This is a genomic window from Glycomyces dulcitolivorans, from assembly GCF_003265355.1.
Taxonomy (GTDB): domain Bacteria; phylum Actinomycetota; class Actinomycetes; order Mycobacteriales; family Micromonosporaceae; genus Glycomyces; species Glycomyces dulcitolivorans.
On sequence record NZ_QFRW01000079.1, the window covers coordinates 30,568 to 49,178 of the forward strand.

Annotated in this window: 16 protein-coding genes; 8 read left to right on the top strand and 8 right to left on the bottom strand. The window is 71.0% G+C overall.

What is annotated here, in order from left to right; translation table 11 throughout:
• Nucleotides 1-25 precede the first annotated feature (25 nt).
• Complete coding sequence (locus DI269_RS07410; protein WP_232822664.1) at nt 26-913, bottom strand: RNA polymerase sigma-70 factor; 888 nt, start codon at nt 911-913, stop codon at nt 26-28.
• 191 nt (nt 914-1,104) lie between these two features.
• Nucleotides 1,105-2,037, bottom strand: a complete 933-nt coding sequence (locus tag DI269_RS07415) for an NADP-dependent oxidoreductase (RefSeq protein WP_112134459.1) — start codon at nt 2,035-2,037, stop codon at nt 1,105-1,107.
• 137 nt (nt 2,038-2,174) lie between these two features.
• On the opposite strand from DI269_RS07415, the gene DI269_RS07420 reads away from it, so the two are divergent.
• Nucleotides 2,175-2,699 carry a MarR family winged helix-turn-helix transcriptional regulator gene (locus DI269_RS07420; protein WP_232822665.1) on the top strand — a complete coding sequence of 175 codons (525 nt, stop codon included), beginning with the start codon at nt 2,175-2,177 and terminating at the stop codon, nt 2,697-2,699.
• Here the strand turns inward: DI269_RS07420 and DI269_RS07425 are convergent.
• Both DI269_RS07425 and DI269_RS07430 read right to left on the bottom strand, forming a co-directional pair.
• Nucleotides 2,611-4,722: a tetratricopeptide repeat protein gene (locus tag DI269_RS07425; protein ID WP_112134460.1), complete on the bottom strand. Its 2,112-nt coding sequence runs from the start codon at nt 4,720-4,722 to the stop codon at nt 2,611-2,613. The genes DI269_RS07420 and DI269_RS07425 overlap by 89 nt on opposite strands.
• A 102-nt stretch (nt 4,723-4,824) precedes the next feature.
• Nucleotides 4,825-6,111: an adenylosuccinate synthase gene (locus DI269_RS07430; protein ID WP_112134461.1), complete on the bottom strand. Its 1,287-nt coding sequence runs from the start codon at nt 6,109-6,111 to the stop codon at nt 4,825-4,827.
• Between the two features lie 126 nt (nt 6,112-6,237).
• On the opposite strand from DI269_RS07430, the gene DI269_RS07435 reads away from it, so the two are divergent.
• From DI269_RS07435 to DI269_RS07445, 3 genes are all read left to right on the top strand, one after another.
• A complete protein-coding gene (locus tag DI269_RS07435) occupies nt 6,238-7,074 on the top strand; it encodes a diacylglycerol kinase family protein (RefSeq protein ID WP_112134462.1) in 837 nt (278 codons plus the stop codon).
• A gap of 216 nt (nt 7,075-7,290) precedes the next feature.
• Nucleotides 7,291-8,052 carry an SGNH/GDSL hydrolase family protein gene (locus DI269_RS07440; protein ID WP_112134463.1) on the top strand — a complete coding sequence of 254 codons (762 nt, stop codon included), beginning with the start codon at nt 7,291-7,293 and terminating at the stop codon, nt 8,050-8,052.
• 233 nt (nt 8,053-8,285) lie between these two features.
• Complete coding sequence (locus DI269_RS07445; protein ID WP_157974819.1) at nt 8,286-9,368, top strand: DUF4253 domain-containing protein; 1,083 nt, start codon at nt 8,286-8,288, stop codon at nt 9,366-9,368.
• Nucleotides 9,369-9,458: 90 nt separating this feature from the next.
• Here DI269_RS07445 and DI269_RS07450 read toward each other — a convergent pair whose 3' ends face one another.
• Nucleotides 9,459-10,253, bottom strand: coding sequence for a TetR/AcrR family transcriptional regulator (locus tag DI269_RS07450; RefSeq protein WP_112134465.1), 795 nt, complete (start codon nt 10,251-10,253; stop codon nt 9,459-9,461).
• Between the two features lie 86 nt (nt 10,254-10,339).
• Between DI269_RS07450 and DI269_RS07455 the strand changes: the two genes are divergently transcribed.
• The 4 genes from DI269_RS07455 to DI269_RS07470 all read left to right on the top strand — a co-directional run bounded on the left by DI269_RS07455 (nt 10,340) and on the right by DI269_RS07470 (nt 14,747).
• Nucleotides 10,340-11,302, top strand: a complete 963-nt coding sequence (locus DI269_RS07455) for an ATP-binding cassette domain-containing protein (RefSeq protein ID WP_112134466.1) — start codon at nt 10,340-10,342, stop codon at nt 11,300-11,302.
• Nucleotides 11,299-12,135 carry an ABC transporter permease gene (locus tag DI269_RS07460; RefSeq protein ID WP_112134467.1) on the top strand — a complete coding sequence of 279 codons (837 nt, stop codon included), beginning with the start codon at nt 11,299-11,301 and terminating at the stop codon, nt 12,133-12,135. Before DI269_RS07455 ends, DI269_RS07460 begins: the two co-directional genes overlap by 4 nt.
• 76 nt (nt 12,136-12,211) lie before the next feature.
• On the top strand, nt 12,212-12,784 hold the full coding sequence (locus DI269_RS07465) for a GNAT family N-acetyltransferase (RefSeq protein WP_112134476.1): 573 nt from the start codon (nt 12,212-12,214) through the stop codon (nt 12,782-12,784).
• A gap of 244 nt (nt 12,785-13,028) precedes the next feature.
• On the top strand, nt 13,029-14,747 hold the full coding sequence (locus DI269_RS07470) for an ABC transporter substrate-binding protein (RefSeq protein ID WP_112134468.1): 1,719 nt from the start codon (nt 13,029-13,031) through the stop codon (nt 14,745-14,747).
• Nucleotides 14,748-14,820: 73 nt separating this feature from the next.
• On the opposite strand, the gene DI269_RS07475 is transcribed toward DI269_RS07470, so the two are convergent.
• The 3 genes from DI269_RS07475 to DI269_RS07485 all read right to left on the bottom strand — a co-directional run.
• A complete protein-coding gene (locus tag DI269_RS07475; RefSeq protein ID WP_112134469.1) occupies nt 14,821-16,728 on the bottom strand; it encodes a beta-propeller domain-containing protein in 1,908 nt (635 codons plus the stop codon).
• A 97-nt stretch (nt 16,729-16,825) separates the two neighbouring features.
• Nucleotides 16,826-17,668 (bottom strand): carbohydrate ABC transporter permease, encoded by an 843-nt coding sequence (locus DI269_RS07480; RefSeq protein WP_112134470.1) that lies wholly within the window; start codon nt 17,666-17,668, stop codon nt 16,826-16,828.
• Nucleotides 17,668-18,611, bottom strand: a 944-nt coding sequence (locus DI269_RS07485) for a carbohydrate ABC transporter permease (protein WP_198667235.1), incomplete at its 5' end; no start/stop codon positions are given. The genes DI269_RS07485 and DI269_RS07480, both read right to left, overlap by 1 nt.

Below are 18,611 nucleotides of genomic sequence, written 5' to 3' on the forward strand. Positions count from 1 at the left end.
GCCCCTCCCCCCGCGATTCGGTTGTTCAGTCGCGGAACGCTTCCAGTTTTTCGGGGGCGACCAGCCATAGGACCTGGTCGATGCCGTTGTCGCTGGCGTCGATGGTGAGGGCGGCGTAGACGGCGCCGTTCTGGTGCAGGACGGCCCAGGTTCGGCCGGCGAGGTCGGTCCAGGTGACTTCGACGTCTGACCAGAGCCATTCGATCGCCTTGAGGAACTTGGCGACCCGTTCGGCACCGATCAGGTGCTTGCGGGCGACCTTGACGGCGCCGTTGCCGTCGGCCGTGTTCACCACGTCGGCCGCGAAGAGCCGCTCCAGCTCGGCCATGTCGCCCGATCGCGCCGCCGCCATGAACGCCTCCAGGAGCGCCCGCTGCCCGGTCTTGTCGGGCCGCGAGCGGCGTCCGTCGGCGATGTGGCGGCGGGCCCGGCTCACCAGCTGCCGGACCGCGGCACTGGAGGTGCCGATGATCTCGGCGATCTGGTCGTAGGCGTAGTCGAACGCCTCGCGGAGGACGTAGGCGGCCCGTTCGTTGGGCGAGAGCCGCTCCATCAGCAGCAGCGTCGCGTACTCCAGGGCCTCGCCGCGCTCCGCGCCCAGGTACGGGTCCGCGGCCGTGTCGACCGGTTCGGGCAGCCAGGGCCCGATGTAGGTCTCGCGCCGCACCCGCGCCGACTTCAGCGCGTTGATCGACAGCCGGGTCGCGATGGTCGCGAGGAACGCCCCCGGTTCGGCGACCGTGTCCCGGTCGTAGGCCTGCCAGCGCAGCCAGACCTCCTGGACGAGGTCCTCGGCTTCGCTTGCGCTGCCGAGCATCCGGTAGGCGATCCCGAACAGGCGCGGCCGCACGTCCGTGAAGACCGCGGCGGCCGCGTCGAGGCCGCCCGCGCGTTCCGACTCTCCTATTGCCACCCGGCAATCTAAGCGCATGGAAGCGGTTTCGGCGATCATGGTTGGAGTGTCGTCTGTATCGTCATCTCCCTTCTTCCTTTGCCGCGGTGATCGGGTTCGGAGTGAGTGGCGATGCGTCCTCGGCTCCGGTTCGACGGCCTGGCCGGAGGCGCGACCGCGGCCTGCCGCGTGCTTCCGCTGCGGCGGCCCGGTCAGGGCGTGAGCACCGCCTTTCCGCTCAGGCCTCCGGCGACCGCGCGGTCGTGGAGGGCCGGCATGTCGGCGAAGGTCAGGCGCTCGGCCACGTCGACCCGCAGCTCCCCCGCGTCGACGAGATCGACCAGGTAGGTGAGGCTCGCGGCGTCGGCGCGGACGTAGACGTGGTCGACGCGGACGCCGCGCCCGGGGTTGTCGGGCCCGGGGGTGGTGGTGCTGGTGAAGGCGCCGCCGTCGGCGACGAGGTCGATCAGGGCGGCGGTCTCCTCGGGGCTGGAGCGGACCAGCTGGAGGACCGCGTCGAAGTGCTCGCCCTTGAGGGCTTCGATGACGGGCTGCTCGGTGTGGTCGACGACCCGGTCGGCTCCGGCGGCGCGGACCCGGTCGGCGCTGCGGGGGCTGGCGGTCGCGGTGACCTCGGCTCCGGCGCGTTTGGCGAGCTGGATCGCGTAGCCGCCGACGGCGCCTCCGGCGCCGTTGATCAGGAGGCGCTGTCCCGCACGCAGGTCGAGGTCCTCGAAGAGGGCCTGCCGGGCGGTGAGGCCGACCGCGGGGAGCGCGGCGGCGTCGGCGAGCGGGATGCTCGCGGGTGCCGCCGCGAGCGATTCGGCGGGGACGGCGACGTACTCGGCGGCGGCGCCGGGCACGACCGGGGTCAGGAGCGCGATGACCGCGTCTCCGGGGTTCCAGCCGGTGACGCCCTCGCCGGTCTCGGCCACGACGCCGGCGACGTCGACGCCGGGGATGTGCGGGAGGTCGAGCGGCATGGCGTCCTTGAGGATTCCCGCGCGGAGGGCGGCGTCGAGGTAGTTGAACGAGGTCCCGGCGACCTTGACGACGACCTCGCCGGGGCCCGCGGTGGGGCGGTCGGTGTCTTCGAGGGCGAGGACGTCGCTGCCGCCGTAGGTGTGGAATCGCATGGCCTTCATGTGGTGCTCCTTGAAGTAGATGCTTTGAATTCGAAGTAACTGGGTCGAGGTTAGCTTGCTTTGAATTCGAAGCACAAGGGCGAGGCGGGGTGATGGTCGACACGTTGCTTCGAATTCGAAGCAGGTAGGATTTGGGGGTGACCGGCCCTGAGATCGACTTCAGCAACCTCAAACTGCCCGAGCCCGGGCAGTTGGAGGCCTACTTCGCGCTCACCGAGGCCGTCAGCCTCCTCCAGCACCACGTCGAGCAGCAGCTCCGCGCCGAAGGCGGCATCAGCGCCATCCAGTTCCAGCTCCTCATGGCCCTCAACGGCCCCGTGCCGCTGACCATGACCCAGCTCGCCGACGGCGTCGTCTACAGCCGCAGCGGCCTCACCTACCAGGCCGCGCTCCTGGAGAAGGCCGGCCTCGTCACCCGCGGCCCCAGCCCCGACGACGAGCGCGCCACCCTCGTCGCCATCACCGACAAGGGCCGCGAGACCGTCGGCAAAGTCCTGCCCGGCCACATCGAACTGACGCGGCGGCTCCTCTACGAGGCCGTCTCCGCCGACGACCTGGACCGCCTGCGCGACATCATGTCCCGCGTCCGCGACCACATCCGCAACGAACCGCCCCGGTCGGCCGCGCCCCGCCGGAGGCGCACGCCCCCGGCCGGGGCCTGAACGGCGGGAAGCGGGTGGCACCGCGCCGGCACGAGCGCACTGCGGCCTGAGGCCGGGCCGATAACCGGTCGGCCTGTTCGGCTTCCCGACGGAAGTCGTCGAGGTGCGCGCGGCAGGTCTCGGTCTGGGGGTGTTCCGGTCCGAGGACGCGCGTGTAGTCCACCAGCAGGAGCTCCATGTCGGCGGCCGCGCGGACGTAGTCCCCGGTGGCCTCCGACTGGAAGTAGATGAGGTTGGCGCGGGCGTTCAGGGTCCTGCCGCTGTCGGGTCCGAGGAGGCGAAGGCAGTCGGCGAGGATCGATTCGAATTCGGCGACGACCCGCACCACGTCGCCGGCGAGGCCCCGGGCGAGCGCGAGGTTGGAGCGGGCGTTGAGGGAGAGTTCGTGGTCGGAGCCCAGGACGCGGACGAAGTCCGGAATGAGGGCTTCGAAGGAGGCGATCGAGGCGTCGGGATCGCCCGACTGGGTCTGCAAGTGGGCGATGTTGTTGCGCGTGACGAGCGTGGTGAGGTCGTCGGGGCCCAAGGTGCGCAGGCGGGCCTCCAGGATGCGCGTGCAGGTGTCGAGGGCCGCGACCGGATCTCCCGACGCGGCCTGCCACCGGGCGATGTCCTCCTGAACGGAGAGCGTGCTCCTGTGCTCGGGGCCGAGTGCCGCCGCGCACTTGTCGACGAGCAGCCCGAAGAACCCGAGCGCCCTGTCGATCTGGCCCGTGTTGCCGATGCTGCTGCCCGCGGTGGTCAGGAGCGGGTGCAGGTCGGGCGTGAACAGTGAACTCCGCGCGTTCGCAAGCAGCTTCTCCGCGTTGGCGTGGAAGATCGCGCACCGCGCGCGGTCGGCGTTGGCGGGGGGCCAGATCTCGCTCAGCGCGTGGGCGGCGATGTTGACGAACGCATCGCGGCCGGCGGAGTCCACACCCTCGCCGGCGGCGAGTTGGACGAGCGGGTGGACGCGGACGGCATCGTCCTCGATGTCGAGCAGGGACAGGCGGTGCAGCCCCGCCAGCGCCTCCTCCACGATTCGAGGGGAGATCGGCGCATCGACCGGTGCGAAGGTGATCTTGGTGAGCGCCGAGCATGCGATCTCGGAGGTGAAGAACGCCGCCGGGATGCCCGCAGGGTCGAGCACGCCGGCGAGCCAGAGGATCGTCGAGGCGAGCCCCTGGGGCGGGTGTCCGTCGGCGCGTTCGATCGACAGGCGCAGCGCCGCGGTGGCAGGGGTGGAGGCCCCGGGCGAGGACCCGTCGGCGATGATCCGTGAATAGTCGCGGCACGTCGTACCGGGCCGGTCCAGGAGGTACGCGGCGGCCTGGGCGAGTGCCAGCGGCAGGTGCCCGAACTCGGCGGCGAGCGCCGCCGCGCCCCGCAGGGCCCGTGAACGGGAACCGAGACGCCGCTCCAGGAACGCCTCCGACTCCTCGGGTGTGAACTGGCCGACATGGACGCCCCGGCCGTCCTCCAGGGCGGCGCTGCGCAGCTGCGTGGTCACGATGGTCTTGCCGCGTGAGGTCTCCGGCGGCAGCAGGCCCGCGAGATGCTCGGGATCGGTCACGCCGTCGAGGACGATCAGCCAGCGCGGAGCGTTCGGGCGGTCGAGCCAGGTCAGGAACGCCTCGGCGGCCTGCTCGGGGTCCTCGACGCCCCGGACCTGCTCGTCCGCCGCCGCGTACGCGGCCCTGACGCGCTCGCGGGTCGAGGCGTCGACCCACACCAGAAGGTCGAATTCGCCTGCGTCCCAGCGCCGCCTGGCGTACGCGGCCGTCGCCTGGGTCTTTCCGGCCCCGCTCATCCCGGTGAGCGTGATCCGGCCCGCCGAGTCGATCGCCCGGTCGGTCTCGCGTTCCAGTCGCGCCGCGGCGAGGCCGGGGATGCGGCCGACGAGCAGGGGACCGCCGGCGAACGAGTGCCCCTGCGGGAGGGCCGGCTGGTGCATGTGGAGCTCCACCTGCTGGCCTTGGATGAGGTTGTGGACCCGCGCGTTGTCGAGGACGAATCCGGGTCCGGGAGCGGTGTTGTCGGGCATCGTGCCTCCTGCTCGGCTGCAAGCAGGTTACTCCGCGCGGGCGCGTCCCCGGGAACGCCGCGAGGGGCGCCCGAAGGGCGCCCCTCGCAACGGAAAGCCTTGCTAGATCATCGGGTGGCGGATGATGTTCTCCTCGCGGCCCGGGCCGACGCCGACCACGGAGACCCGTGCGCCGCACAGCTCTTCGAGGCGCTCGATGTAGGTCTGGGCGTTGCGGGGGAGCTCGTCGAACTTGCGGCAGTGGGAGATGTCCTCGAACCAGCCGTCGTGCATCTCGTAGACCGGCTTCGCGTGGTGGACGTCGGTCTGGGTCATCGGCATCTCGTCGACGCGCTGGCCGTCGACCTCGTAGCCGACGCAGATCGGGACCCGCTCGAGCTCCGAGAGCACGTCGAGCTTGGTGACGAACAGGTCGGTGATGCCGTTGACGCGCACCGCGTACCGGCCCAGGACGGCGTCGAACCAGCCGCAGCGGCGCCGGCGCCCCGTGGTCACGCCGTACTCGCCGCCCTTCTTGAGCAGGAACTCGCCGAACTCGTCGAACAGCTCCGTCGGGAACGGGCCCGAGCCCACGCGGGTCGTGTACGCCTTGATGATGCCGATCGCGGTCGTGATCTTGTTCGGCGCGATGCCGGTGCCGACGCAGGCGCCGCCCGTGGTCGGGTTCGAGGACGTCACGAACGGGTAGGTGCCGTGGTCGACGTCGAGCATCGTCGCCTGGGCGCCTTCGAGGAGGACGTTCTTGCCCTCCTCCAGCGCCAGGTTGAGCAGGAGGCGCGTGTCGGCGATGTACGGCTTCAGGCGCTCGGCGTAGCCGAGGTACTCCTCGACCACGGCCTGCGGGTCGATCGCCTTGCGGTTGTACACCTTCACGAGGATCTGGTTCTTCTCGCGGAGGATCTGCTCCAGCTTGATGGAGAGGATCTTCGGGTCGAGGAGGTCCTGCACGCGGATGCCCTGGCGCGCCACCTTGTCGGCGTACGCCGGGCCGATGCCGCGGCCGGTGGTGCCGATGCGCGCGCCGCCCAGGTAGCGCTCGACCACGCGGTCGAGGGCCCGGTGGTGCGGCATGATCAGGTGCGCGTCGGCGGAGAGCTTCAGGTTCGAGACGTCGACGCCGCCGGCGGTGAGCTCGTCGAGCTCGGCGATGAGGAACTTCGGGTCCACCACGACGCCGTTGCCGATGACGGGGACGACGCCGGGGGTCAGGATGCCCACGGGTACGAGGTGGATGGCGTACTTCGTGCCGTCAGGCGTCACGACCGTGTGGCCTGCGTTGTTGCCGCCCTGGTAGCGGACGACGAAGTCCATCTCGGCGCCGAGCAGGTCGGTGACCTTGCCCTTGCCCTCGTCGCCCCACTGCGTTCCTACGACCGCGATCGCCGGCATGTGCCCATCCTCCCGGGAAGTTGATCACCCGATTACCTGCCAAGCCTACTTGCATTCATTTATCTGGGGTCTCAGCAGGCCCAAGCACTATGAAGCGGGTCCCCGTCACACCGTAGAGTCGATGCGGTGAACGTCGTCGTGTTGACACTCGTGGAGTCGGACTGCTCGAACCCCGGGCCGCGGACCCAGGCCCTGCACCTGGCCGACGAGCTGAAGTCGCGGGGGGCGGCCGTGCGCACGGCCGAGGCCCGCACGCCCGAGGACATCGACGCGGTCGTCGCCGATCCCCAGGAGCGGATCGTCCTCGCCGCGGACACGGACGAGCAGGTCAACGCTGTCGTCGCCCGGCTGACGCGGCTCGCGCTGCCGGCGCCGAGCAAGCGCCCCGAGGGCCTGCCCGACGGGCGCACCATCCCCGATCTGCCGCCGCTGGCGGTGCTGCCGCTGAGCGGGACGCCCGGCATCGTGGTCCGGCTGGGCCTGCCCGAGAAGCCCGCCGACGTCGCCGAGGCGGTCGTGTCGGGTGAGGTGCGTCGCACCGACCTGATGCGGCACGACGGCGGCGGCGTCGCGATCGACGGCGTGCGCCTGGGCGGCGGCGACCGGCCGTGGCGCGGGGTCGTCAACCTCGACGACGTGGTCCTCGCCGACGGGAGCGAGCAGATCCTCGCGTGCGTGGTCGCCAACGCCGACGGGTACGCCGCCGCGGACGACATGGTCCTGGCCGAGCCCGACCCCGCCGACGGGAAGATCGACGTCGCGGTCGCCGTGCCGGTGACCGTGGGGCGCTTCAGGAAGCGCCTGCGCATCGAGGTGCGCCGCGCCAAGGGGCGCGCCGTCGCCGTCCACCCCGCCGGGTCGGTGACCTACATCCAGGACGGCCTCGCCGGGGAGCTCGGCCGCAAGCGCACCTGGTGGATCGAGCCCGGTGCGGCGGGCTGGTACGACACGCCCGGGCGGTAGCGCCTCCCGCGCAGTCGCCAAGCGGGCGAAGGGGAGTCCTCCTTGAGCTGCGGTGCTTCGCGCGTCGTATCGACCGCTGTGCCCGACCTCGCCACCTGATCGAAATCCGATCGTTATCTGAGTGAGGCATGCTGGTCAGCGCCCACGAGGCAGCGTTTTCGAATCGACACCGCGGGGTGCGGACCCGGCGGACGGCGAACATGGAGGTGGCGGGCAGTGGCGGCGGAGTACTCGAGTTTCGTGGCCATCGGCGACAGTTTCACCGAAGGGGTCGGCGACCCGGACCCGGACGGCGACCGCTTTCGCGGATGGGCCGACCTGTTCGCGGTGCGCGCCGCCGAGCAGTGGCCCGGCTTCGCCTACGCGAACCTGGCGATCAGGGGCCGCCTCTTCGACCGCATCGTCGACGAGCAGGTCGTCCCCGCGATCAAGCAGGGCCCCGACCTGGTGTCCTTCGCCGCGGGCGGCAACGACGCGCTGCGCCCCGGGTTCAACCCGGTCCAGCTCGCCACGCGCGCACACGAAGTGGTGCGCCTGTTCAAGGCCTCCGGCGCCGAGGTCGTCCTCTTCACCTGCGCCGACGTGACACCGCACATCCCCGGGATGGCGATGCTGCGCAAGCGGTTCATCACCACCAACGACGCCTACAAGAAGGTCGCCAAGCGCCACAGCGCGGTCCTGGTCGACCTGTGGGCCGACCGCGCCTTCGACGACCCGCGCCTGTGGGCCGACGACCGCCTCCACCTGAACACCCTCGGCCACACGCGCGTCGCCTACGATGTGTGCCTGGCCCTGGGCGTCGAGCCCGACCCGGCATGGCTCGACCCCCTCCCCGACCTCCCGCGGCCCCGCCGCGACATGAACGGCGTCCAGTGGGCCGGAAAGCACCTGGCCCCCTGGGTCAAGCGCCGCCTCACCGGGAAGTCCTCAGGCGACACGGTCCATCCGAAGCGCCCCGAACTCACCAAGGTGAAGTGACCACATGGCCATCATGTTCAAACTCCTCGCGGTCCTGGTCGTCATCCTGACCTGCGCGTTCTTCTTCGGCCTCCTGTTCAACAAGGGCCGCCGGCGCTGACGCGAGCCCGCTTCGGCGAAATCGCCTCCCCCACTTCGGGGGTGGGCGTGGCGGTTCCGGCGGAGACAGGGCATCATGGTTCATTGTGGGACTCCTCCAGCGTCTGTTGGGGCGCCGGGACACACCAGATTCAGTGCCAGATCCCGCCGCCCAACCCGAACCTGCCAACGAGCCCGAGACGCCGCCCGAGCCCGGCGCGTCCTCCGGGGCTCTCGGCGATGCCGCCCCCGAGAACGGCCCGGACCCCTCGCCGGTAGCCCAGGAGGAGGACAGCATCGCTCCCGCAACGCCCGTGACCGGACTCCGGCTCGTGCCCGACCTCGCACCAGAGACGCCCGAACCCGCGGCCCCCAGACCCGCGGTCCCCGCGCAGCCCGAGACGGGGGACGCCATCTTCGTGCCCGAGCGCCCCCGCCGGGAACTGCTCACACTGGACAAGCCCGAGCCGCCCCGGCAGGCCGGCACCGGCCGCGACGAGATGATGCCCCGCATCGACTCCGAGGACCTCGACATCGCCGGGTCCCCGCGCGCCGACCTGCGCGCCGCAGGCCTCGCCGTCCCGAAGATGCACCAGCTCGTGCGCCGCGGCGACACCGCCATGTGGGCCTTCGCCGTCCGCGCCTCCGAGGCGCTGCGGTGGTGGCTCGACATCCGCCAGGCCGCCGACCAGACCGGCTGGATGCCGGTGCTCCTCGGCCCGCCCGAGGAGTGGCGCGACAACGGCGAGTCGATCATCCACGAAGGCGACGACGAGATCGCCCGCGCCGAGGAGATCGACGCCGCCGAGCTGCTCCACGAGAAGGGCGCCGAGGCCGGCGAGCCCGCGCGCGGCGTCCCGATCCTGCCCCGCCGCGGCGACTCCGACTTCGCCACCCCGCAGGCCGAGGGCCTGCTCGGGCTCGTCGAGACCGACGCCGGCTGGAAGATCCCGGCCATGTTCCCCTGGAAGGGCTCCACGAACTGGGAGCTGTACGGCGCCGAGCACGCGGCCGTCCTGCGCAGCTGGAACCGCCGCTTCGAGGCCGAGCTGGTCGCCATGACCTACGACGTCGTCGAGCTGTACGTCCCGCACCCGCCCTCCCGCGAGGAGGCCCTCGCGGTCGCCTCCGAGGCGTACGCGTACTGCCCCGACCTCCTCGACTCCGGGGTCCCCACCCTGGAGGACCTCGCCGACCACATGATCAGGTCGAAGGCCTGGTACTTCCGGTGGGCGTAGCCCGGCCGGAACCAGAGGCGGGGCCGGTGGGCGTAGCCCGGCTGGAACGAGAAGCATGGCCGCTGGTCCTGGCCCGGCGAGGGCCGCGGGTCAGTCCCGCCTGAACCGCAGTTCGAGCCTGGTCCCGTCCCGGCCGCCCGCCTCCATGCGGGGGGCCAGGCCGTCGAGGAAGCGGTCCAGGAGGTAGCGCATCGCCTGGTGGCCGGTGATGTCCCAGCTCGACTCGCCTTCGAGGCGGGCGATGTTGGGGAACCGGCCCGACTCGATCGCGCGGTTCAGGTACGGCGCCTGGACCTCCCACCACTCCTGCTCGCCCGCGGCGGGGGCCGCCTCGGCGCGGTCGCGCAGCAGGTACTGCCGGGCCGTGCCCATCACCAGGTTCATCACCGAGGTGATGATGAGGTTCTTCTCGCGGTCGTCGACTTCGGCGTTCGCGAACGCCGACAGCGCGAAGTCGTACCCGGCCAGCGAATCGGGCCCGAACACCGGGCGGCGCTGGTTGATCTCCAGCAGCCACGGATGCCGCTCGTGCACCTCCCAGGTGGCCTCGGCGATCATCTCCAGGCCGGCGCGCCAGCCGAGCGCCGCCAGGTCGGGCTCGGTGCCGTCCACGCGTGAGATGCGGTCGATCATGAGGTCGACCAGCTCGTCCTTGCCCGGGACGTACCGGTAGATCGTCATGGCGCCGACGCCGAGCTCCGCCGAGACGCTGCGCATCCCGAAGCACGAGCCCTCCCGGTCGGCCACCGCGATCGCGGCCTCCACGATCCGGTCCACCGTCAGCCGCGGCTTCGGCCCCGGGCGGCTCTGCTGCGGTCCGAACCCGCGCCAGAGCAGCTCCAGGCTGCGTTTGGGGTCGCCCGCCCCCGTCTGTGGTGTCGCCATAGGGGCCTCATGATATCGCGCTTGCTAACCGGGTACACCGTATGCTATTACTGGGTACAACGTACCCGATTCAGGGAGACCAGTCGATGACCACCACGACAGTCGAGGCCGTCGGCCTCGGCAAACGATTCAAGGACACCGCCGCACTCGACGGCTTCGACCTCGCCGCCGAATCCGGGACCGTCCTGGGGCTCCTGGGCCCCAACGGCGCCGGGAAGACCACCACCGTCCGCATCCTGACCACCCTGCTGAGCTACGACACCGGCCGCGCCGCCGTCGCCGGGTTCGACGTCGCCAAGGACGCCCGCCAGGTCCGCCGCCGCATCGGCCTCACCGGCCAGCAGACCGCCGTCGACGACCTCCTCACCGCCCGCCAGAACCTCGTCCTCTTCGGAAAGCTGTTCCGGCTGAACAAGTCCCGGGCCCGCGAGCGGGCCGCCCAGCTGCTCGACCAGTTCGGGCTCGCCGACGCCGCCGACCGCCAGGCCAAAGGCTTCTCCGGCGGCATGAAGCGCCGCCTCGACCTCGCCGCCAGCATGATCCTCGCCCCGCAGGTGCTGTTCCTGGACGAGCCGACCACCGGCCTCGACCCGGCCGGGCGCCGCGAGGTCTGGGACGCCGTCTCCGGGCTCGCCGCCGACGGCACCACCGTCGTCCTCACCACCCACTACCTCGACGAGGCCGACCGCCTCTGCGACCGCATCGCCGTGATCGACCACGGCCGCAACCTCGTCGACGACACCCCCGCCGGGATCAAGCGCCGCATGGGCGCCGACCGGCTGGAGATCGTCGCCGCCGACCCCGCCGACCTCCCCGCCCTGGAGGGCGTCGTCGCCGCCGTCGCCGACGGGGACGTCACCGTCGACGAGGCCGGGCCCAGCGTCTCGGCCCCCGTCAAGGACCCGGTCCCGGCCCTCACCGCCGCCGCGACCGCCGTGCAGGACAACGGGATCACCGTCGCCGACATCGGCCTGCGCCGACCCACCCTCGACGAGGCCTTCCTGGACCTCATCGGCGACCCGAACCAGCAGAAGGAGAACGGACAGTGACCGCCCTCGCCCCGCTCCCCGACGAGACCCTCGCCGGGCGCCTCAGATGGACGCTCCACGACTACCGCACCATCGTCGGCCAGGAGTTCACCCACCTCATCCGCCAGCCCGCGAACTTCGCGTGGGCCCTCGGCTTCCCGATCGTCATGGTCCTGCTGTTCGTGTACGTCTTCGGCTCCGCCATGGACGTCACCGGGCAGGGGGCCGGGGTCGACTACGTCGCCTACGCCATGCCCGGCATGTTCGCCATGACCATGGCCTTCGGGTTCATGAACACCGCCATGGCCGTCGCCTACGCCAAGGAGAAGGGCATGGTCGACCGCATCAGGTCCATGCCCACCGCCTCTTCGGCGGTCGTGGTGGGCCGCAACATCTCCGACACCATCCAGGCCGCCGGCGACCTCCTCGTGCTCTTCCTCATCGCGCTCGCGATCGGCTGGCGCAGCGAGGGCACCCTGTGGGAGACCCTGGGCGCCTTCGCGCTCCTGATCTGGCTGCGGTTCGCGCTCATCTGGATCGGCGTGTGGATCGGCCTGCTGGTCAAGAACGTCGAGGCGGCCGGGAACCTGTTCGCGCTCGCCTTCCCGTTCGGCATGGTCTCCTCGGTGTTCACCCCGCCCGAGCTCATGCCCGGCTGGCTCGGGGCGATCGCCGCGTGGAACCCGGTGTCCGCCACCGCGACCGCGATCCGCGAGCTGTTCGGCAACCCGGTCGCCGCCGGCACCTCGTGGCCCGAGCAGCACGCGCTCCTGGCCGCGATCGTGTGGCCGCTGGTCATCACCGCCATCTTCCTGCCGCTGGGGGTGCGCCGCTTCCGCAACCTCGGACGCTAGAGCCTGACGGAAACAGGAAGACGGGCCCGCGCTCATCGGCGCGGGCCCGTTCCGCTCGTGTGAGAGCATGGGCACCATGTCCGAAGCGCCGCAGGAGTTCACGGCCTCCCTGGGGGAGGGCGCCGAGCTGCGCCCGCTCGTCCCGGAGCTCGCCGTGGAGATGACCGTCCACATGGACCGCGGCCGCGAGTTCATCGGCCGGTACGTCGCCATCGCCGACGTGTGCGCCGACGTCGAGGGGACCCGCGGGTTCCTGGAGACGTACGCCGCCAAGGCCGCCGCCGACGCCGGGCGGATCTGGGGGATCTGGCTCGACGGGACGCTCGTCGGCGGGGTCCTGTTCCGCACCATGGACTTCCGCATGCAGACCGCCGAGGCCGGCTGCTGGCTGGAGCCCGCCGCCACCGGAAAGGGCCTGGTCACCCGCGCGGTCGCCGCCATCATCGACTGGGCGGTCGAGGAGCGCGGCATCCACCGCGTCGACTGGTGGGCCGCCGTCCGCAACACCGCCAGCCTCGCCGTCGCCGAGCGCCTGGGCATGACGAAGGAGGGCGTCCTGCGCGACGTGTACCTCCACCGCGGCGAGCGGTACGACATGGAGGTCTGGTCCGTCCTCGCCCCCGAGTGGCGCGCCGCCCGCCGGGCCTGACCGCCGCCCGGGCTTGTACCGATATCGATTCCGCATCGAATCCCGCGTGCGCGTGGGAGCGATTGCGAATTCGGGTATGACATCGACGCATTTATCCGTACGATTTCCGCTCGAATGGTCCCCGCGGCGGACTGACAGCGCTTCCATTCTGCGATAACGTGCTTCCACCGCGAGGGCGCACTCCCTCACCCCGCCTCCTCGCGCACCCGGCGCCCGGTCATCCCTCAACCGAAAGCAGATCCCAATGACCAAGAGGAGACACCTTCCGGCCCTCGCGGCGACCGCGGCACTGGCGACCGCCGCGTGCACCGACGACGAGGCGCCCGCGTCCGGCGACGCCGACCGCCTCGCGATCGACGACTTCCCCCGGGGCGAGACCCTGTACTCGACCGGCACCGCGTGGGGCCCGCCCGGCGACTTCAACCCGATCACCCCCGGCCAGGTCACCGGCCTCAACGGCCTCGGCTACGAGTACCTCTTCCTGTTCGACACCCAGGAGCAGCGGCTCACCCCCTGGCTCGCCGAGTCCGGCGAGTGGACCGGCGCGCGCGAGTACCTGCTGAAACTGCGCCCGGGGGTCAAGTGGAGCGACGGACAACTCTTCACCGCCGACGACGTCGCGTTCACCCTCGAACTCGGCAGGGTCGAGGGCGTCCCGTACGGGACGGTCTGGGACTGGCTGGAGTCGGTCGAGGCGACCGGCGACCTGGAGCTCGTCTTCCGCTTCATCGAAGCGCGCCACCAGGAGTGGGACAACTTCCTGTACACCAACGAGATCGTGCCCAAGCACGTATACGAGGCGTACACCCCCGAGGAGCTGCTCACCGGCCCGCTCGACGAGGACCCGGTCGTCACCGGCCCGTACACCGTCCACAGCCTCGACGAGGGCCGCATCGCGTGGGTCAAGCGCGACGACTGGTGGGCCACCGAGGCGCTCGGCCTGGAAGTGCGCCCGCGGTTCATCGTGGACCTCGTGACGCCCGGCAACGCCGACATCCTCAACATGCTCCTCGACGGGCGACTGGACCTGGCGAACAACTTCATGCCCGGCGTCGCCGACTTCCTCTCCGGCGACCCCGCGCTCATCACCTACTACGACAAGCCGCCGTTCATGGCCCCGGTGAACACCGCGATGCTCATCCCCAACACCACCCGCAAGCCCCTCGACGACCCGGAGTTCCGCCGCGCCATGGCCTTCGCGATCAGCCCCGGCCAGATCGTGGACGCCGTCTACGGCGGCATGGTCACCGAGGCGCACCCGACGGGGCTCCTCCCGATCTGGGAGCGCTACTACGACCCGGAGGCGCTCGGGGACGACGCCTTCGTGTTCGAGCCGTCCCGGGCGGTCGCGCTGCTGGCCGAGGCCGGGTACGCCGACGCGGACGGCGACGGGTTCGTCGAGGACCGCGACGGCGAGCCGTTCGCGCTCCAGCTCATCGTCCCGTCCGGGTGGACCGACTGGGAGGCCGCCGCCGAGTCCATCGCGCTCGACCTGGCCGACGCGGGGGTGAACGTCACCGCCGTGTTCGTGGACGCCGCCGAGGTCGACGCCGCCCGCGAGAGCGGCGACTTCGACCTGCTGATCAACAACTACAGCCGCGTCACCAACTCGCCGTGGAGCCACTTCAGGTACCTGTTCGAGCTGCCGGTGGAGGCGAGCCAGCGCTCGGGGAACTTCTCCCGCTGGGAGGACGAGCACGCCTGGGAGCTGACGCAGGAGCTGTCGGCGGTCGCCTCGGAGGACCCGCGCTACCTGGAGGTGGTCGCGGAGCTGGAGCGGATCGCGGTGCGGGACCTCCCGGCGATCCCGATCTGGTACAACGGCGCCTGGTCGCAGGCGGCGAACTCGGTGTGGACGGGATGGCCGACCGAGGAGTCGGGCGGGGTGTACGCGAGCTTCTGGGACGAGATGTGGGGGCTGGGGGCGGTGCGGATGCTGTGCGCGATCGCCCCGGCCGAGTAGTCGCTCGCCGCAAGGGAAACGGGCCCGCGCCGCCACCCGAAAGGCGGCGCGGGCCCTCTTCATCCCCCCGGTCCTAGAACCCGATCCACGCGGTCTGGTCGTACCCGCCGCCGAGTTCGTTGGCCTGCAACCCGGCCGAGGACAGGGTCCACAGCCGGTTCCCGACGACGAGGGCGCGCACGATGCCCTCGGCGTAGGGGTCGACGGCCTCCTGCTCGATCCAGGCGGCCTGCTCGACGGAGTCGGTGCCGACCGCCAGGACGAGCGCCCCGGCCGTGTAGTTGGTGTAGTCCTCGCCCCAGTCGGTGACGGGCATGACGGCGATGCTGGCGTCCTGCCAGTACAGGAACGCGTGCGGGTCCCATTCGACGGCGGAGGACGCGTCGGCCTGGAAGTACTGGTCGAGGACGGCGGCTTCGGCTGCGGCCGTGTCGAACAGGCTCACCTGGAGGCCGGTGGTGACGCCGTCCTCGGTGGCCTCCTGGCCGACGCCCAGGAGCCGCCCGTCGCCGACGGGGTGGAGGTAGGCGGAGTAGCCGGTGATCTTCAGTTCGCCGGTGACGGCGGGGTTCGCCGGATCGGAGAGGTCCACTGTGTACAGCGGGTCGGTCTGGCGGAACGTGACGATGTAGCCGGTGTCGCCGATGAAGCGGACCGCGTAGATCTGCTCGTCCAGGCCGAGGTCGGTGACCGAGCCGGTCTCGGTCAGGGAGTCGTCGCCGACGGCGAACACGGTCACGGTGGACTTGGACGGCCCCGGGTCGGGCGCGAACGAGCCGCCCCAGGCGCAGTCGGCGGCCGGCCCGCAGCCGCCCCACCAGCCCCACATCGCGTTGTTCTCGGTGGTGGCGACGCGCAGGTGGCCGTCGTACTCGCTGAGCGAGTACTGGTTGAGCAGGGACCCGGGGACGGTGGCCTCGCCCGCGAGGCGCGGCTCGCCGTCGGCGAAGTGGAAGCGGTAGATCTCGGTCTCGGACTCCGGCTCCTCCTGGCCCCAGGCGTAGTCGTAGTGGGCGAGGTAGAGGCTGTCGACGGTGCCGTGGACGGTCTCGCCGTCGGCCATGACGGTGTGCGGGGCGACCTCGTCCCAGTCCCCGGCGGCGCTGAGGCCGAAGACGGTGACGGCGGAGCCGCTGAAGCGGTCGGGGTGGGCGATGTCGCCGCAGTCGACCTCGCCGTCCTGTCCGTTGACGCTGAAGCCGGGCACCCAGTCCGAGAGCTCGGTGGAACTGACGGCGGCCTTGAGGTCCTCGAAGTCGGCGTCGCCGTCGTACAGGACGTCCTGCACGGGCTGGATGCTCGGCTGGGAGGAGACGGCCAGGCGCAGCTCGCCGCCGACCATGCGGGCGTCCACCATGGACCCCTCCATGGCGAAGGTGTCGCGGACGTCGAGGGTGGCGGGGTCGAGGCGGTCGATCCTGAACTCGCTGTAGTAGAGGTCGCCGTCCTGGACGTCCTGCGTGTACATCGCGAACAGCTCGCCCTCGGTGAGGAACAACTGGTGGTCCCAGGTCGAGCCGCCGAAGACGGTCTCGGCGGTCACCTCGCCGGAGCGGGTGTCGACGACGCGGAGGGCGCCCGCGACGACGCTGTAGACGAAGGTCCCGTCGGTCTTGACGATGTCGGGCTCGTCGACGCCGGCGACCTGATTGTTGGTCTGGGAGTAGGCGTCCGTGGACTGGGCGGAGGTGGCGCCGGGGTCGGCGGCGGCGGCCATGTCGCCCTCTTCGCGGGCCACGCCGTCCTCGGCGTAGCCGCCGGCGGTGAAGTACTCGCCGGACTGCCATTCGGCCATCATGGCGAGGGCGGCCTCCTGGATGCCCTCCAGGGCCTCGTCGCAGCCGCCGTAGGAGGCGAGCTGGGCGGAGGCGGGGACCCAGGGGACGGTCTCGACATCGAGGTCGTCGCCTTGTTGCGAGGTGCACCCGGCTGCGGCGAGGGCGGCCGCGCCTGCGAGTGCGGTGAGGAGTTTCGCTTTCATGCCATTCGGACGCCGCGGCCGCGGGACCGGTTCCCGCCGGGCGCGAAAAAGGGCCCGAGGCGCCTCAACCTCCTCGGGCCCTAGGCCGGACGGCGTCTCACCCCTTGGTGCCGCCCGTGGTCAGGCCGCTGATGAGGTGCCGTTCGGCGAACCCGTAGAACACGAGCGCCGGGAGCATCGCGAGCATGACGAAGGCGAGGACCTTCGCGGTGTCGGAGGCGTACTGGCCGCTGAACTGGGTGACGCCGAGCGGGAGCGTCCACCAGGTCGAGCGCTGGAGCACCACGAGCGGCAGCAGGAACGAGTTCCAGGAGCCGACGAGCGCGAGCACCGAGACGGTGGCGAGGACCGGCCGCGACATCGGCAGGAGGATGCGGGTGAAGAACAGCCACGGCCCCGCGCCGTCGATGGTCGCCGCCTCCTCCACTTCGCCCGGGATGGACCGGAAGAACGTGCGCAGGATGATGATCGTCAGCGGCAGCCCGAACGCGGCCTGCGGGAGGATCACGCCCATCGGGCTGTTGAGCAGCTCGAAGGTCCGCAGGATGATGAACAGCGGCAGGACCGCGACCGCGAAGGGGAACATCATCCCGGCCGCGAAGAGCGTGAACAGGCCCTCGCGGCCGCGGAAGGCGTAGCGGGCGAACACGAACGCGACCATCGCCGAGCAGGCCACGACGATGAACGTGGTGATGAGCGCGATGAACACGGAGCTGAAGACCTGCTGCCAGAACGTGCCGGAGGCGAGGACGTCGGTGTAGTTCTCCCAATGCCATGGGCTCGGCAGGCCCAGGGCGTTCTCGCGCAGCTGCTGGTTGTCCTTGAACCCGCCCAGGAGCGCGAACAGGATCGGCGTGGCCACGAACGCCGTGGTGAGGAACGCGGCGATGTAGAAGCCGGTGTGGCGCAGCAGGCGCGCGCGTCGCGTGGTGACCTTCATCAGCGGTTCCCCCCGGCGGTGGTGATCGACCCCTGGAGGTCGCGGTTGAGGACGAAACGCTGGTAGAACAGCGCGAACACGAGGCTGATCAGGAACATCGCGATCGACAGCGCCGAGGCGTAGCCGACCTGGTTGCGCTGGAAGCCCTGCTCGTACATGGTGATCGCGAGGGTCTCGGAGGCGTGGAACGGCCCGCCGCCGGTGAGCACGTACACCAGGTCGAACAGCTGGACGGTGCCGATGACCGACAGGAACACGATCATGCGGACCGTGGGTCCCATGAGCGGCAGCGTGATCGAGCGGAACGCCTGCGCGCCGGTGGCGCCGTCGATCGCGGCGGCCTCGTACAGCTCGTCGGGGATGTTCTGGCGCCCGGCCAGGAACAGGATCATGTGGAAGCCGAAGAACTTCCAGGTGAGGATCCCGAAGATGACGAACATGACGATCTCGCGGTCGGAGAGCCAGCCGATCTGGGAGTCGACGCCGAGGTTCGCCAGGAGCGAGTCGGCGAAGCCGCGCCGCGGCGAGAACACCAGGCGGAACAGGACCGCGGTGACGGCCTCGGTGAGCACGTAGGGCACGAAGAACAGCAGCCGGAACGCGGTGCGCCCGGGGAAGCGCTGGTGGAGCAGCATCGCGAGGCCGAACGAGATCGGCAGCTGGACCAGCAGCGACAGGACCACGATCAGGCCCAGGCGCCACAGGTCCCCGAGGAAGACCTCGTCCTGGAGGAGGTTCCGGAAGTTCTCCAGCCCGACGAACTCGGTCGGGGCGCCGCCGAGGCCGTTCCACCGGAAGAACGCCACGTACGCGGCGAACAGGACCGGGAGGATCACGAACAGCAGGAACAGCACCAGGCCGGGCGCGATGAACGTCGCGAGCGTCCCCGCGCCGGGGCGCCCGGACCGCCGGCGCGGGCCTGAGCCCGCGCGGCGGCCCGGGC